This window comes from Ectothiorhodospira shaposhnikovii, from assembly GCF_047222355.1.
In the GTDB taxonomy this organism is placed as follows: Bacteria; Pseudomonadota; Gammaproteobacteria; order Ectothiorhodospirales; family Ectothiorhodospiraceae; genus Ectothiorhodospira.
Genome location: NZ_CP178333.1, coordinates 1380343 through 1395227 on the forward strand (window position 1 = coordinate 1380343; position 14885 = coordinate 1395227).

Genomic DNA, 14885 nt, shown 5'->3' on the forward strand with positions numbered 1-14885 from the left:
TCAAGAGCGAGACGCATCATGACGACCACTAAAGAGGAACGACTCTCCGCGCTGGTGGATGACGAGGCCGAGGCCTTCGAGACCCGCCGGTTGCTGGACGAGCTGGCAAAGAACCCGGAAGATCTGGCCCGATGGGGTCGCTATCATTTGATCGGCGACGTCATGCGGGGCAATCTGGATCGTACCGCCCCCCCCGATTTTTCCGCGCGCATCATGGCCGCCGTGGCTGAGGAGCCGCAGCCGTTGGCCTCGTCTTCCCGGACCCTGCAGGGACGTCTGCTCAAGCCGGTGGCCGGCATGGGCATGGCGGCCGCCGTGGCCGTGGCGGTCCTGGTGGGATTGCAGAACTTCACCGGCGATCCCGCCGACCCGCGCATGGAACCGGCCATGGCCGGTGCCGAGCCGGTGATCCGCGCCGCCCAGTGGGATCCTGGTCAGCGCAACGCCTTTCAGTCCATGCTCGAACCCGATGCCCGGACCGCCCAGATACAGCACTCGCCCCTGGAGCATGGCAGTCAGCAGTTCCTGCGCATCGACATGGGAGATGCCCGTTTCAGCAGTTATCTGATCAATCACGCGGAGTCAGCCGTGGGGCGGGGCCCCATGCCGCCCCATGTCCGCACGGTCGGACACGGCTTCATGGGTGATTGAACCCATGTTGCGGCGCCTGCACCTGATGTGTGTGGTGGTGGCGCTGCTGGCCACCGCGACGGCGGCCGCCTCGGAGCAGGCGGCCCATGCGTTGCTGCAGAAGATGGCCCGGGCCGTGGATGAGCTCAACTACGAAGGCGTCTTTGTCTTTGCCCATGACCAGCGCATGGAGACCCTGCAGATCATCCATGCCCGGGACGAGCGGGGTTCACGGGAACGACTGGTGGCCCTGACCGGGTCTCCCCGTGAAATCATCAAGGATGAAGACAGCATCATCTGCGTGCGTCCCGATGATTTGGACCCGGCTCTGTGTCTGGACCCGGGCAAGAGTTTGCTGGGCCTGCCCGGCGTGTTGCCCCTTCGCCAGGGGCTGGACGGCCTGGGCGAGAACTACCGCCTGCGCCTTGGGGAGCAACAGCGGGTTGCCGGCCTGTCCTGTCAGGAAGTGTCCATCATCCCTCGTGACCATCTTCGCTATGGCTATCAGCTCTGCATCCACGAGCCCACCGGCATGTTGCTGCAGTCCCGGCTGCTGAGCCGGGAGGGGCGCATTTTCGAGCAATTCATGTTCACCCGCATCGAATTTCCCGCCCGTGTGGCCGACGAGCGTCTGCAACCGCGCATGCGGGGGGAGGGCGTGACGGCGCGTCCCATGGAGACCCCGTCGGCCCGTACCCAGGTCATGGAGCCGGATCTCCGCTGGCGGATTGGAGAGATGCCGCCGGGATTCCAGGTTACCGGCGTCAGCAGGCGGCTCATGGCGGCCAGTCCCCATCCGGTACAGCACATGATCCTGACCGACGGATTGGCCACGGTATCCGTCTTCGTCACGCGGATGGATCGTCCGGAAGACCGCCTGCGTGGCCTGACCCGTTCCGGCGGTCTGCATGCGGTGGTACTGCCCTGGGGAGAGTATCAGGTGACGGTCCTTGGCGAGGTACCCGAGGCTACCGTGCGCCTGATTGCCGAATCGGTGTTTCATGATGGGGAGAATGCACGGTGATCGAAGAGACTGCCCGCGTGATTGCGGTGGACGAGGCTGGATTTGCCTGGGTGGAAACCGAGCGCAAGACCGCCTGCGGAACCTGTTCCGTGCAGAAGGGGTGCGGCACCAGCGTGATTGCCAAACTGTTCGGACAGCGCCGCACCCAGGTGCGGGTCATTGATCCCGTCGGGGTCAGCCTGGGGGAAGAGGTCATCATCGGTCTGGATGAGTCCGCCCTGGTACGTGGTTCGCTGGCCGTCTACATCCTGCCTCTGCTGTGCATGTTGGTGTTTGCCGCCCTGGGGCAGTGGCTTTGGGGCGGGCACGGCGAGTTGCCGGTGGTGGCGGCCGGTCTGACGGGGCTGTTGGCGGGCCTGGGCGCCGTCGGCGGGTTCACCCGCCGCATCCGCCGGGACCCCCGTTATCAGCCGGTGGTGGTGCGTCGCCTCGGGCCGCCGGCGATCCGGATTCATGGTGTGCTGGCCCCCTGAGCGCATCTCCATTTCCCGCGACCAGCGTATGGAAGCGGCCCTTTACATTCGCGAGTCCTATATGAAGACAACAAGCCAACGTCCGCATGCCTTTCTGCTGATCCTGCTTGTGTCCCTGTGCCTGGTGGTCGCAAGTCCCGTTCACGCCCGGGGGCTGCCCGAGTTCGTGCCCCTGGTGGAAGCCAATAGCGCGGCGGTGGTCAATATCAGTACTTCCCGGGCCATGGAGCTGCCCAGCGGTCATCCCCCGCTGCAGTTGCCCGAAGGTCTGCCGGAGGACGGCCCCTTCGGTGACCTGCTACGCCGCTTCTTCGGTGAGCGGGGCGGCAGCGCACCGCCGCCGAGGGGCTTTGACAGCACCTCCCTGGGGTCCGGGTTCATCATCTCGGCGGACGGCTATGTGGTCACCAACCATCATGTCATCCAGGGCGCGGACGAGATCGAGGTCCGGCTTAGCGACCGACGCACCTTCATTGCCGAACTGATCGGCTCCGACCCGCGTACCGATGTGGCGGTGCTGCGTATCGAGGCCCGGGATCTGCCGACCCTGACCCTGGGGGATTCCGATAGCCTGCGGGTGGGTGAGTGGGTGCTGGCCATCGGCTCGCCCTTCGGTTTTGATCACTCGGTGACGGCGGGTATTGTCAGTGCCAAGGGACGCAACCTGCCCAGTGAGAGCTATGTGCCCTTCATCCAGACCGACGTGGCCATCAACCCGGGTAATTCCGGGGGGCCGCTGTTCAACATGAACGGCGAGGTGGTGGGGATCAACTCTCAGATCTACAGCCGTACCGGCGGCTTCATGGGGCTGTCCTTTGCCATACCCATCGAAGTGGCCATGGACGTGGTCAATCAGCTGCGGGACAAGGGGTATGTGAGCCGTGGCTGGCTGGGGGTGATCATCCAGGAGGTGACACGGGAGCTGGCGGATTCCTTCTCCATGGAGCGCCCCACCGGGGCACTGGTGGCGCGGGTCCTGCCCGACAGCCCGGCGCAGGCCGCCGGACTGCGTACCGGCGACGTGATCCTCAGTTTCAACGGCACCGAGGTGCCCCGGTCCTCGGCGCTGCCTCCCATCGTCGGACGTGCGCCCATCGACAGACCGGCCCGGGTGGAGATCCTGCGTGACGGCAAGCCCATGACCGTCGAGGTGGTGATCGGTGAACTGCCCTCGGAAGACGAGCTGGCTCAGTCCCATGCCCAGGCTCCGACCCCGGCCCAGTCCCGCTTCAAGCCCTTCGGCATGCATCTGGAAACCGTTCCCGATGAGTTGCGGGAGCGTCTGGAACTGGCCGACGGGGGTGTACTGGTCACCGAGGTGGAGTCGGGGCCGGCCCAGCGTGCCGGCATTCGTCGGGGTGACGTGATCCTGATGATCAACAGCCATGACATCCGCAGCCTGGAACAGATGCAAGAGGTGGTGGAAGCATTGCCGCCGGGACGATCCGCCCGGGTGCTGGTACAGCGGGGGCAGGGGCCCATCTGGATGCCGCTGGATGTGCCGGAATGAAGCTGGAGGTCACCCTCTATCATCGAGATGGCTGCCACCTGTGCGAGCGCATGCTCCATGAGCTGCGCTCGCTGCAGGATGAGTTGGGTTTCGAGATCCGGGAAGTGGATATCGACGAAGACCCCGCCCTAAGGCAACGTTTCCATGCCAAGATCCCGGTTCTCGCCGTCGGCGAGGAGATCCTGTGCTGCCATTTTCTGGATGAGCGGGGTCTGCGGCTGGAACTGGCCGGAGACTGATGGCTCAGTAAGGCCAGTAAACCAGCTTGTAGGTGCCGATGGCGCCCACCAGGGCCAGGGCGATGAACCCCATCACCGCAATGCGCTCGGTCCGTTCCCGGTTCACGATGCGAAAGCCCGGCTCCAACCGATAGCGCAGGGCAAAGACGCCCACGTAGCCCAGGATGCCCGCCGAGGGCACGAAGAAGATCCCCATCAGGACCGACCAGGCCACGAACGGGAAGGGATACTGGGCCAGGGTGAACAGAACACTGATCACCAGGGCGATCAGGGCCGGGAGGATGGCGCCGAGCATCGGGTTTTTCCAGGCCGGATCCGGACGCAGTGCCTGTGCTTCCGCCTCCAGTCGGGTCGCGAACATGGCGGCGGCCTCGTCCAGATAGGCCGCCCGGGCCGCGTCCGCGTCCTGATCCGCCATCAACAGGCAGCGTTGCCAGAGGATGTCGTCCCGGTCCTGTGCAAACGCCTGTTCCGCCAGTTCCCGGGCCCGGGGGGGATGCTGTGCTGTCATCGAGTTCTCCAGTGATTCCGTGAGTGCCGGGTTTACCGCATGTGGCGCCACAAGGCAATGGCTGCCGCGCCGGGATACGGCCGTTGCTGTTACTGCCTCGGTTGAGTCTGTACAATGCGCAGTCCAATCTTGATCAACCCGGTGGGTACATGGCCGGACCATGTGCGTCAGGGTCCCCCTATCCCGAGCAGGCCCCATGAGCAGTCAATCCAGCGATTCCAAGATCAGCAGAATCAGAAACTTCTCCATCATCGCCCACATCGACCACGGCAAGTCCACCCTGGCCGACCGTTTCATCCAGGTCTGCGGTGGACTGGAGGACCGGGAGATGTCCGAGCAGGTGCTGGACTCCATGGATCTGGAAAAGGAGCGGGGCATCACCATCAAGGCCCATAGCGTGTCGCTGATGTATACCGCTCGGGATGGTCAGGAGTACCAGCTCAATTTCATCGATACCCCCGGACACGTGGACTTTTCCTATGAAGTCTCCCGGTCCCTCTCTGCCTGCGAGGGTGCCCTGCTGGTGGTGGACGCCTCCCAGGGCGTGGAGGCCCAGAGCGTGGCCAACTGCTACACGGCCATCGACCAGGGTCTGGAAGTGGTGCCGGTGCTCAACAAGATCGACCTGCCGGCGGCGGAGCCGGAGCGGGTGGCCCACGAAATCGAGGAGATCATCGGCATCGAGGCCCGGGATGCCGTCCATGTCAGCGCCAAGACCGGTGTCGGCGTGCCCGACCTGCTGGAGGCGCTGGTGGCCCGTATCCCGCCACCCCAGGGGGACCCGGATGCCCCCCTGCAGGCCCTGATCATCGACTCCTGGTTCGACAACTACCTGGGCGTGGTGGCCTTGGTGCGGGTGATGCAGGGGACCCTGCGGCCCAAGCAGAAGATCATTGCCATGTCCACCGGGCGCGCCCATCTGGTGGACCAGGTGGGGGTGTTCACTCCCAAGCCCACCCCTCGGGAGGAATTGGGGGTGGGTCAGGTGGGCTTCGTTATCGCCACCATCAAGGACATCACCGGCGCCAAGGTGGGCGATACCCTCACCGGTGCCGACCGTCCCGCCGCTCAGCCCCTGCCGGGCTTCAAGGAAGTCCAGCCGCGGGTGTTCGCCGGCATCTTCCCGGTCAGCGCCGATGACTACAACAGCCTGCGGGAGGCCCTGGACAAGCTCAAGCTCAACGACGCCTCCCTGCAGTACGAACCGGAAACCTCCCAGGCCCTGGGGTTCGGATTCCGTTGCGGGTTCCTGGGCATGCTGCACATGGAGATCATCCAGGAGCGTTTGGAGCGGGAATACGACCTGGACCTGATCACCACCGCGCCCACCGTGATCTATCAGGTGGAAACCACCGCCGGCGAGGTGCTGTCCATCCACAATCCGGCGGAGCTGCCGCCGGTGAACACCGTTGCCGAGATTCGCGAGCCCATCATCAACGCCAGCATCCTGGTGCCCCAGGACTACGTGGGTGCGGTGATCACCCTGTGCATCGAGAAGCGCGGGGTGCAGACCCGCATGCAGTACGTGGGCAACCAGATCTCCCTGGGTTACGACATGCCCATGTCCGAGGTGGTACTGGACTTCTTCGACCGCCTGAAGTCGGTGAGCCGTGGCTACGCCTCCTTCGACTACGTACTGACCCGTTTCCAGGCGGCCCCGCTGGTGAAGGTGGACGTGCTCATCAACGGCGACCGCGTGGATGCCCTGTCGGTGATCACCCACCGGGATCAGGCCCAGTACCGGGGGCGCGACCTCACCGAGCGCATGGCGCAGCTGATTCCTCGGCAGATGTTCGAAGTGGCCATCCAGGCCGCCATCGGTTCCAAGGTCATTGCCCGTTCCACGGTCAAGGCACTGCGCAAGAACGTGACCGCCAAGTGCTACGGCGGGGATGCCAGCCGCAAGCGCAAGCTGTTGGAAAAGCAGAAGGCGGGCAAGAAGCGGATGAAGCAGATCGGGCGGGTGGAAGTGCCTCAGGAGGCCTTCCTGGCGGTGCTTCAGGTGGATCAGAAGAACTGATCGGTGGGATTTGGCTTGAGCAAGGGATTCGGGTGCCGACAGGGGAGGACCCATGACGTTTGATCTGGAATTGATTCTGGTGCTGGGGACACTGGTGACCGGCCTGATCTGGCTGGCGGACGTGGTGTGGTGGCGCGGGCGCCGCAGGGCGCGGGCCGACGCGGTGGGCGAGGCCATGCGCCCGGCCGAGCCCTGGTATGTGGACTATGCGCGTTCCTTCTTCCCCGTGCTGCTGATCGTGCTGGTCCTGCGCGCCTTCGTGGCCGAACCTTTTCGCATTCCGTCCGGCTCCATGATGCCCACCCTGCTGGTGGGGGACTTCATCCTGGTGAGCAAGTACAGCTACGGCATCCGGCTGCCGGTGGTGCGGACCCGCGTCATCGATCTGGGCCAGCCGGAACGGGGGGATGTGGCGGTGTTCCGCTATCCCGAGAATCCGCGGGAGGACTACATCAAGCGCATCGTGGGTCTGCCCGGTGACAGGGTGGCATTTTACGGCAAGCAGCTCTATATCAATGATGTGCCGGTGGAGCAGGTCTTCGTCGGCCGTTATGAGGGCAGTGGTTCCGGTGCGGTAATGACTGGAGCCCATTTGATGGAAGAGCGGATCAACGGCATTTCCCATCAGGTACTGCTGTGGCCGGACCGGCCCTCGGTGGAGGGTGAGATCGTCGTCCCGGCCGGACATTATTTCACCCTGGGCGATAACCGGGACAACAGCAACGACAGCCGGTTCTGGGGCTTCGTGCCCGAGGCAAACCTGGTGGGCAAGGCGCTGTTCATCTGGATGCACTGGGATCATGGCGCCAGGGAAATGGATTTCAGTCGTCTGGGTACCCGCATCCGCTAGGGATGCTCCGAGTCATTCCCGCGCAAGCGGGAATCCAGTCGTGGACTGGGGGTTCTGGACTCCCGCTTTCGCGGGAGTGACGGAATAGAGACGGGAGTGACGGAGTAGAGACGGAAGTGACGGAACAATGGGTATTTTCAGGTAGCTTCAAGGGGGATCTACGCATGAATCGCATCAACAGGCAATCGGGGATCGGCCTGATCGGATTTCTGATCATCGTCGGTCTGCTGGTGGTGATCGGTACCGTGGGCCTGAGGCTCTTTCCGGTCTATACCCAGTACATGACGGTGATTTCGGTGATGAAGGATGTCTCCGCGGAGTCCGGTGCCGCCGGCAAGAACGTCCGCCAGCTCTGGGGAGAAGTGGATCGGCGCTTCCAAATCAACGGCGTGACCCATGTCACCCGCGATGATGTGACCATCGTCGAGCAGGGCGGAGCGCGCAGCCTGCGGGTCAGCTATGAGGTGCGCACCCCCATGATTGCCAACGTGGATGCCGTGGTCAGTTTTGATCGCAGCTTCACCCTGTCGGAGTAAGGCATGGCGGTAAAGGGGCTGGAGGCATTGCTGCCGGCATCACTGCAGGGATCGGATCTGCTCCGGCAGGCCCTGACCCACCGCAGCGCCGGCCAGTGTCACAACGAACGACTGGAGTATCTGGGGGATAGCGCCCTGAACTTCATCGTGGCGGCGCATCTGTTTGCATTGCGTCCTCAGGCCCCGGAAGGGGAACTGAGCCGTTTGCGTGCCTCGCTGGTCAACCAGGACAGTCTGGCCCAGATCGCCCGCGACCAGGGCATGGGCACTCTGCTCAGCCTGGGCGACGGGGAGCGAAAGAGTGGGGGGCACCGACGGGATTCCATCCTGGCGGATGCCCTGGAGGCGGTCATCGGCGCGGTCTACCTGGCCACGGACTTTGACACCACCCGCGACTTCGTGCTGCGTCTGTACGGGCGGCGGTTTGCCGCCCTGCCCAGCGCGGAAGACCTCAAGGACCCCAAGACCCGGCTGCAGGAGTGGTTGCAGCGCAAGAACCTGGATATTCCCAGCTATCAGGTGCTGGAAGTGACCGGCAAGCCCCATGACCAGCATTTCAAGGCGGCCTGTCACATCAAGTCCCGCAACATCTCGGTGATCGGGGAGGGCAGCAGCCGTCGCCGGGCCGAGCAGGCCGCCGCGGTCAAGGCCTTTGCGGCCCTGACCAATACCGAGGAACAGCAGTTTGGTTGAAGAATCCGAATCCATGGCAGCGGAAGAGATGCCCTCCCGCTGTGGTTATGTGGCCATCGTCGGTCGTCCCAATGTGGGCAAGTCCACCCTGCTCAACCATCTGGTGGGGGAGAAGATCGCGGCCGCCAGCCGCAAGCCCCAGACTACCCGGCATCGCATTCGCGGCGTGGTCACGCGCGGCGCGGATCAGCTGGTGCTGGTGGATACCCCCGGGGTGGACCCGTCCACGCCCAAGCTGTTGGGCAAGGTCCTCAACCGTACCGCCCGCGCCACCCTGGATGATGTGGACGGGGTGGTGTTCGTGGTCGAGGCCGGTCGCTGGGAGGCGGGAGACGAGCAGCTGGCCGGCTGGCTGGCCGCCGGCCGCCGCCCGGTGGTGCTGGTGATTAACAAGGTGGACAAGCTCAAGGACAAGGACGTCCTGTTGCCGTTCATCGATCAGGTGCGCGGCAAGCTGGATTTCCATGACGTGGTGCCCCTGTCCGCCCTGCGCGGGGTGAACGTGGACCCCCTGGTGACCACCCTCATCGACCTGTTGCCGGCAGGACCGCACCTGTTCCCCGATGACGAGATCACGGATCGCAGCCAGCGGTTCCGGGTCTCGGAAGTGATTCGGGAACAGTTGCTGGAGCGCCTGGGACAGGAAGTCCCCTATGCCACCTCGGTGGACGTGGAAACCTGGGAGGATACCGGTACCGCGATCCATATCGGGGCGGTGATCTGGGTGGAGCGGGACAGCCAGAAATCCATCGTCGTCGGCAAGGGCGGTCGCATGATCAAGGCGGTGGGCACCGGTGCCCGGCATGAACTGGAGGACCTGCTCCAGCGCAAGGTGATGCTCAAGCTCTGGGTGAAGCTGCGGGAAGGCTGGCAGGGCGATATCGACGGCATCCGCCGCATGGGGATCGACGTGGAACCGTGACGACGGTCTCCGGCACTATCGCCTTCGTGCTGCATGCCCGCCCGTACCGGGAGTCCAGTCTGTTGCTGGAACTGCTGACGGCCGCGGAGGGGCGCATGGGGGCCGTCCTGCGCGGCGTGCGGGACCGGGGCCGTCGGCCGCCGCTGTTCGCGTCGCTGGAAGTGACCTGGCGCGGCCGCGGCGAGCTGCGCACCCTGACGGGCTGGGAAGAGCTGGGCGGTGTGTCCCTGAGCGGCAATCGGGCCGTCTGCGGTCTGTATATCAATGAACTGGCGGTGAGGTTGCTGCCCCGGCAAATTCCGCAACCGGAGTTCCTTGCCGTCTATGCCGGGACCCTGTCCGCGCTGGGCGATCCCGGCCTGGCCCTGGAGCCGGCGCTGCGGCGCTATGAACTGGCCCTGCTCAACCTGCTGGGAGAGGGTCTGGAGTTCGTGGTGGTCAAGGATCTGGAACCACGGCGACTCTACCGGGTCGACCCCCTGTCGGGGGTTCGTGAGGCCGATCCCCACGACACGCCTTCATCTCCCCGGACCATCCAGGGGGAGGCCCTGGCGGCCCTGCTCACCGACCGTCTGGATACGCCCGCCCACCGGATCCAGGCCAAGCGGCTGCTGCGCGGGTTGCTGGATCATCATCTGGATGGCAAACCCATTCTGTCACGTCAACTCTTCGCCCGCGGGCGACCGGATGTTTCATCATGAATTCAGTTCCCTCACCCCTGCGCCTGGGTGTCAACATCGATCACATCGCCACCATCCGCCAGCAGCGCCACACCGTCTATCCGGATCTGGCCCAGGCGGTGGGCCTGATCGAGGATGCCGGCGCCGATATCATCACCCTGCACCTGCGCGAGGACCGGCGCCATATCCAGGACGCGGATGTGCGCGGTCTGCGCGGCGTGATCAGGACCGCCATGAATCTGGAGATGGCCGCCACCGAGGAGATGCATGCCATCGCCCTGGAGGTACGTCCCCGGGCCTGTTGCCTGGTGCCCGAGCGCCGGCAGGAGCTGACCACGGAAGGCGGACTGGACGTGCTGACCCACGAGGCGCGTCTGCGGGATTACTGCGCGGGTCTGGTCGAGGCGGGCATCGAGGTGTCGCTGTTCGTGGAGCCGGAGCCGGCCCATCTGGATGCGGCCGCGCGCATCGGCGCCCCGGTGGTGGAGCTGCATACCGGGGCCTATGCGTCGGCGACGGATCCGGTCGGCCGGGAAGCACTGCTTGCGCGGATCCGCCGGGCGGCCGCCCATGGGCAGTCGATCGGTCTGACGGTCAATGCCGGTCACGGTCTTGACTACGACAATGTGGGCGCCATTGCCGCCATCCCCCAGCTGCATGAACTCAATATCGGCCATGCCATCATCGCCCGGGCCCTGTTCTGCGGCATCCGCGAGGCGGTGGTGCAGATGCGGACGGCCATGGACGCGGGGCGTGCATGCGCCTGATCGGCATCGGCACCGACATCACCAGCATCGTGCGCATGACGGCGATGCTGGAGCGCCATGGTGATCGCCTGGCCCGGCGCATCCTGCACCCCGCTGAATATGCCGGTTTCCAGGCCGCCGCCCAGCCGGCCGCCTTCCTGGCGCGGCGTTTTGCCGCCAAGGAAGCCGCCTCGAAGGCCCTGGGGGTCGGGATCGGTGCCCACATGCGCTTCGAGGACGCCCGCGTGGATCATGATGAGCGCGGGCGTCCCTTGCTGGTGCTGTCCGGCCCCGCCGCGCTCACCGCGGCACGGTTGGGGGTGCGGGATATGCAGATCAGCCTGTCCGACGAGCGGGAGTACGCCCTGGCCTTCGTGGTCATGGCGGGTTGAGGATCTCCGCTTCCATTGCGAGCAGGTCCTCCACCTCCTTGAGCAGCGCCAGTCGCAGCCTGGGGATGGCGGTTTCCTGTCCATCGCGCAGGGCGCTTTCCAGGGCGCTGGCCGCGGTTTCCAATCTGGGGGTGGCGCAGTAGCGGGAAGCGCCCTTGAGTTGATGAGCCAGCTTGAGCAGTACCTGGCGTTTCAGGCTGCTGTCGCTGAGTTGTCCTCGTGCCCGTTTCAGGTCCCTGAACAGCAGGGTGGCCAGTTCATTGGCCAGATCAGCGGAACCACCGGCCATGCGCAAGGCGCGTTCCGGCTCATGGAGCCTCTCTTCGCTGTCGGGAGAGGCCGGCGTCCGGCGTTCCTGCAGGTCGCGGGGGAATCGGGTCAGGCACTTGATCACGTCGTCCTGGGTCGCCGGTTTGGTCAGGATGTGGTCAAAGCCATCGGCCATAAGGCTTTTGTGCACTGATGGTCTGGCATCGGCGGTGACGGCGATGATTCTGGCGCCGGGATCTTCCCGGCGAATCTCCTTGAGGGCCGTGACACCATCCATGACCGGCATGTGCATGTCCATCAGGATCAGGTCATGGTGGTCCTCCCGGTAACGGTACAGGGCGTGCTCACCGTTTTCGGCCTCATCCACCCGGGCGCCGCAATTGATCACGAACTCGCACAGTAGTCGCCGGTTGGTGGCGTTGTCATCGGCCACCAGGACGCGCAGCCCGGAGAGCTGCCGCTGGTGCTGACCCATGGGCGTGGTTTCCGCCGATTCCGGCTCGGGAGCGGCTCGCAGACGCCGCTTCAGATGGCCGTGAAGCATGTCCAGGCTGAGGTAGGGGGGAATCAGCAGGACCCCCTGGCGTCTGAGTTGCTGGAGCTGGGGTTCGGCAATGGTGCCGAAAGCCGTCATGATCACCCGTCGCGCCAGATGCTGATGGCGCAGCAGGGTGTCGATCAGTTCCGGATAGGGCTGGCGCAGCCAGATCAGGCCGACAGTGCCCCGCGTCCCTTCCAGCCCCTTGAGAAAGGCCGCGCCACGCAGCACGTTCTCGCAAGTCAGTCCCAGTCGGCCCAGACAGCTCTGGGCAATGAAGCGCACTTCGGCGTCATCGGTGAGCAGCACGATCCGTTCCGGTGCCTCGCCGTCCATGCCTTCGATCGCCTGGGCCGTCCCGGAGAGGATCGGGAGGTGCAGATGGAAGATGCAGCCTTCACCCGGTTCGCTTTCCACCACCAGTTCCCCCTTGAGCAGGCTCACCAGGCCGCGGGCAATGCTCAGCCCCAGGCCGGAGCCGACCTGAAGGGCATTCTCTTCCCGCCGGATCTGATAGAACGGCTCGAAGATCTGGTCCAGATATTCCTTTTCGATGCCCGGTCCGAAATCCTCCACCGACAGGGATAGGATGCCCGCTTCATCCGGATGGGGGCCGACTCGCAGGATGACGTGGCTGTTGCTGGTGAACTTGACGGCATTGGTCAGGACATTGGTCAGCAGTTGCTTGATGCGCAGCGGGTCGCTGTTGATCCAGCCGGGGGTGGCCGGGTGCATCAGGAGCGTGATGTCCACATTCTGTCGGCCCGAACCCTTGCGACAGAGGCTGATGACTTCCTGCACCGTTTGCCTGAGGTCGAAACGGGTATGGTGGATGGCCACGGTACCCGCCTCGATGCGGGAGATGTCCAGCAGGTCATTGACCAGTTTCAGGCTGTCCCGGCTGGCGTCTTCGATGATGCCGACCCAGTGGCGCTCCTGTTCGTCCAGGTTGCCGTGCTGGCACAGCAGTTCGGAATAGCCCTTGATGGCGCTCAGGGGGGTGCGCAGTTCATGGCTGATGCTGGCCAGGAATCGGGTTTTGCGCTGGTTGATGAGTTCGGCATGTTCCTGGGCCTGCATGAGCGCCTGGTTCTGCGTGTCAATGAGTGCCAGCTTGTCCTGAAGGCTGATGGTGGCGGTATTGATGCGCTCGCTCATCAGCTGGTGGGAGCGCTCGATACTTTCCGCCATGCTGTTGATGCCTCGCTGCAGCACGCCGATCTCGCCGCCCGCCCGGGCGCGACTACGGGCCGCCAGGTCCCCCTGCTGAATCCGGGCCACGGTGGCGGCCACCTTTTCCAGCGGGCGGGACAGGGACAGGCTCCAGCGGGGGATGACGATCAATATGCCGATCACCACCAGCAGGATCAGGAAGATGCTCTGCAGCATCCACTGGAACTGCTGCAGACTGGTGGGCAGGTTGCTCAGGTGGATCTCCACGCTGCCGATCAGGCGAGGATCCTGAAGCTGCGGGGAGGTATCCTCCGGCAACGGCAGATCCTGTAGTTCCAGCGCGCTCAGCAGGATATTTTGCTGGAAATACTGAATGTTTTCCGGAAACAGCCATGTCGCCATGCGATATCTCCAGGGCGAGATGTCGGCGGATCCGTTCGGAGCCCGGTATTCGTAGATCCGGTTGCCCTGATGGTCCTGGATGAAGATGCCCGTCACATCGGGCTGGATCCGGGCCTTGGCGGTGATGGCATCCAGGTAGGCGTGATTGCCCGAGATGACCCCGTATTCAGCGGCCGGTCCGAGGAAGGCCACCAGGGTTTCGCCGCGTTCCTGAATCTGCCCTTCCAGTTCCAGCACCTTGATACTGCCCCAGTAGGTGGTCAGTACCACGGCCACCAACAGGGTGGGCAACAATGACAGGGCCAGCACGCGGTGGCGGAGGCGCCATTGCATCATGGCGTCTCCACCGTGATGCGCAGGGAGCGGGCCACCTGATGATTGATGGAGACCTGATACCGTTCGGTGGGGCGCCGCAGTGTCTGCCAGTCTTCACCGTTCCAGGTCCGCAGCAGCGTCAGCGCCTCCTCGCCGAGCATTTCAGGATCGGCATAGATGGAGATCAGGGCGCCGGCGCGATGCAGGGCTTCGGAATGGCCGATCAGGGGGGTCCCCAGTCGGTAGGTCGTCATCATGATGCTGACGATGGTTCTGGAATTGTAGATCTCACGATCCGGCAGCGTGAGTATTGCATCGGATTGCCGGGCGGCCTGAACGAAAACTTCCAAAAGATCCTGATGGGGCGCCTTGGGGAACAGGCGCAGGTTCGGCGGCTGTCCTTCGCTCGGCGAGCCGGGGCGGGTTTGGCTTGTCACCATGCCGAACCGTCGGAATGCCGGGACGTGCCGGCTGGCGATGCGCATTCGGTGTTCCAGGGGAATGTCCATGAACAGGGCCGCGAATCGCGTCGGATCACTGGCGGTACGGATCAGGCGTTCATGATTTTCCATCGGAATCACGATGCTCAGGACCCGCGCCTGCCGGGTGATGTCGATCACCGTCTGCAGGGCGGAGGTGCCCGAGGTGATGATCAGGCACTGTGCACAGTCAAAATGACGCATCCATTGCGCGGCGTCCGGTGCGGAGATCGCTATGAACAGGGGGGAGGGATGGGCCAGGCCGCGCCGCAGGGGTTCGTAGGCGCGCTGGTGGATGTCGCTTTCCTGGCTGGCCACGAACAGAATGCGCGGGGGGGCTGCCTGGAAGATTTCCGTGGCCTGGGTGCGAGGTGCCCACGTCAGCGACCCGATCAGCAGGGCCATCGTCAGCAATGCATGGAATGGTACGGTCCTTGTCATGGGTGCGGCGGAATCAAGGCGGGTGTGGTCGCCATCAGGGC

At 64.5% G+C, this 14885-nt stretch carries 16 protein-coding genes; 13 read left to right on the plus strand and 3 right to left on the minus strand.

Going from position 1 to position 14885, the window contains the following annotated elements; translation table 11 throughout:
- Positions 1-18 precede the first annotated feature (18 nt).
- From ACLF6L_RS06270 to ACLF6L_RS06290, 5 genes are all read left to right on the plus strand, one after another.
- Positions 19-651, plus strand: coding sequence for a sigma-E factor negative regulatory protein (locus ACLF6L_RS06270; protein WP_412852592.1), 633 nt, complete (start codon positions 19-21; stop codon positions 649-651).
- A 4-nt stretch (positions 652-655) separates the two neighbouring features.
- A complete protein-coding gene (locus tag ACLF6L_RS06275; protein WP_238616682.1) occupies positions 656-1654 on the plus strand; it encodes a MucB/RseB C-terminal domain-containing protein in 999 nt (332 codons plus the stop codon).
- On the plus strand, positions 1651-2127 hold the full coding sequence (locus ACLF6L_RS06280; RefSeq protein WP_238616683.1) for a SoxR reducing system RseC family protein: 477 nt from the start codon (positions 1651-1653) through the stop codon (positions 2125-2127). The genes ACLF6L_RS06275 and ACLF6L_RS06280 overlap by 4 nt, the downstream gene beginning before the upstream one ends.
- Positions 2128-2188: 61 nt before the next feature.
- Positions 2189-3637, plus strand: a complete 1449-nt coding sequence (locus ACLF6L_RS06285) for a DegQ family serine endoprotease (RefSeq protein ID WP_238616684.1) — start codon at positions 2189-2191, stop codon at positions 3635-3637.
- Positions 3634-3876, plus strand: coding sequence for a glutaredoxin family protein (locus ACLF6L_RS06290; RefSeq protein WP_238616685.1), 243 nt, complete (start codon positions 3634-3636; stop codon positions 3874-3876). Before ACLF6L_RS06285 ends, ACLF6L_RS06290 begins: the two co-directional genes overlap by 4 nt.
- Before the next feature lie 4 nt (positions 3877-3880).
- Here the strand turns inward: ACLF6L_RS06290 and ACLF6L_RS06295 are convergent, their stop codons facing one another.
- Entirely contained in the window at positions 3881-4387 is a 507-nt protein-coding gene (locus ACLF6L_RS06295; RefSeq protein WP_238616686.1) for a hypothetical protein, read from the minus strand.
- A 196-nt stretch (positions 4388-4583) separates the two neighbouring features.
- Here ACLF6L_RS06295 and lepA point away from each other — a divergent pair, with 196 nt between their 5' ends.
- From lepA to acpS, 8 genes are all read left to right on the plus strand, one after another.
- A complete protein-coding gene (gene lepA / locus ACLF6L_RS06300; RefSeq protein WP_238616687.1) occupies positions 4584-6407 on the plus strand; it encodes a translation elongation factor 4 in 1824 nt (607 codons plus the stop codon).
- Positions 6408-6459: 52 nt separating this feature from the next.
- Complete coding sequence (gene lepB, locus ACLF6L_RS06305; RefSeq protein WP_238616688.1) at positions 6460-7257, plus strand: signal peptidase I; 798 nt, start codon at positions 6460-6462, stop codon at positions 7255-7257.
- Between the two features lie 164 nt (positions 7258-7421).
- A complete protein-coding gene (locus ACLF6L_RS06310; protein WP_238616689.1) occupies positions 7422-7793 on the plus strand; it encodes a DUF4845 domain-containing protein in 372 nt (123 codons plus the stop codon).
- Between the two features lie 3 nt (positions 7794-7796).
- A complete protein-coding gene (rnc, locus tag ACLF6L_RS06315) occupies positions 7797-8486 on the plus strand; it encodes a ribonuclease III (RefSeq protein WP_238616690.1) in 690 nt (229 codons plus the stop codon).
- 13 nt (positions 8487-8499) lie between these two features.
- Positions 8500-9408, plus strand: a complete 909-nt coding sequence (gene era, locus ACLF6L_RS06320) for a GTPase Era (protein ID WP_412852754.1) — start codon at positions 8500-8502, stop codon at positions 9406-9408.
- The gene (recO, locus tag ACLF6L_RS06325) at positions 9405-10109 is read left to right on the plus strand and encodes a DNA repair protein RecO (RefSeq protein ID WP_238616692.1); all 705 of its coding nucleotides are present in this window, start codon (positions 9405-9407) and stop codon (positions 10107-10109) included. The genes era and recO overlap by 4 nt, the downstream gene beginning before the upstream one ends.
- Entirely contained in the window at positions 10106-10855 is a 750-nt protein-coding gene (pdxJ, locus tag ACLF6L_RS06330) for a pyridoxine 5'-phosphate synthase (RefSeq protein WP_238616693.1), read from the plus strand. Before recO ends, pdxJ begins: the two co-directional genes overlap by 4 nt.
- Positions 10846-11226, plus strand: a complete 381-nt coding sequence (acpS, locus tag ACLF6L_RS06335) for a holo-ACP synthase (protein ID WP_238616694.1) — start codon at positions 10846-10848, stop codon at positions 11224-11226. Before pdxJ ends, acpS begins: the two co-directional genes overlap by 10 nt.
- Here acpS and ACLF6L_RS06340 read toward each other — a convergent pair.
- Positions 11213-13945 (minus strand): ATP-binding protein, encoded by a 2733-nt coding sequence (locus tag ACLF6L_RS06340; protein ID WP_412852593.1) that lies wholly within the window; start codon positions 13943-13945, stop codon positions 11213-11215. The two genes, acpS and ACLF6L_RS06340, sit on opposite strands and share 14 nt — an antisense overlap.
- On the minus strand, positions 13942-14844 hold the full coding sequence (locus tag ACLF6L_RS06345) for an ABC transporter substrate-binding protein (RefSeq protein WP_238616696.1): 903 nt from the start codon (positions 14842-14844) through the stop codon (positions 13942-13944). Before ACLF6L_RS06345 ends, ACLF6L_RS06340 begins: the two co-directional genes overlap by 4 nt.
- Positions 14845-14885 lie beyond the last annotated feature (41 nt).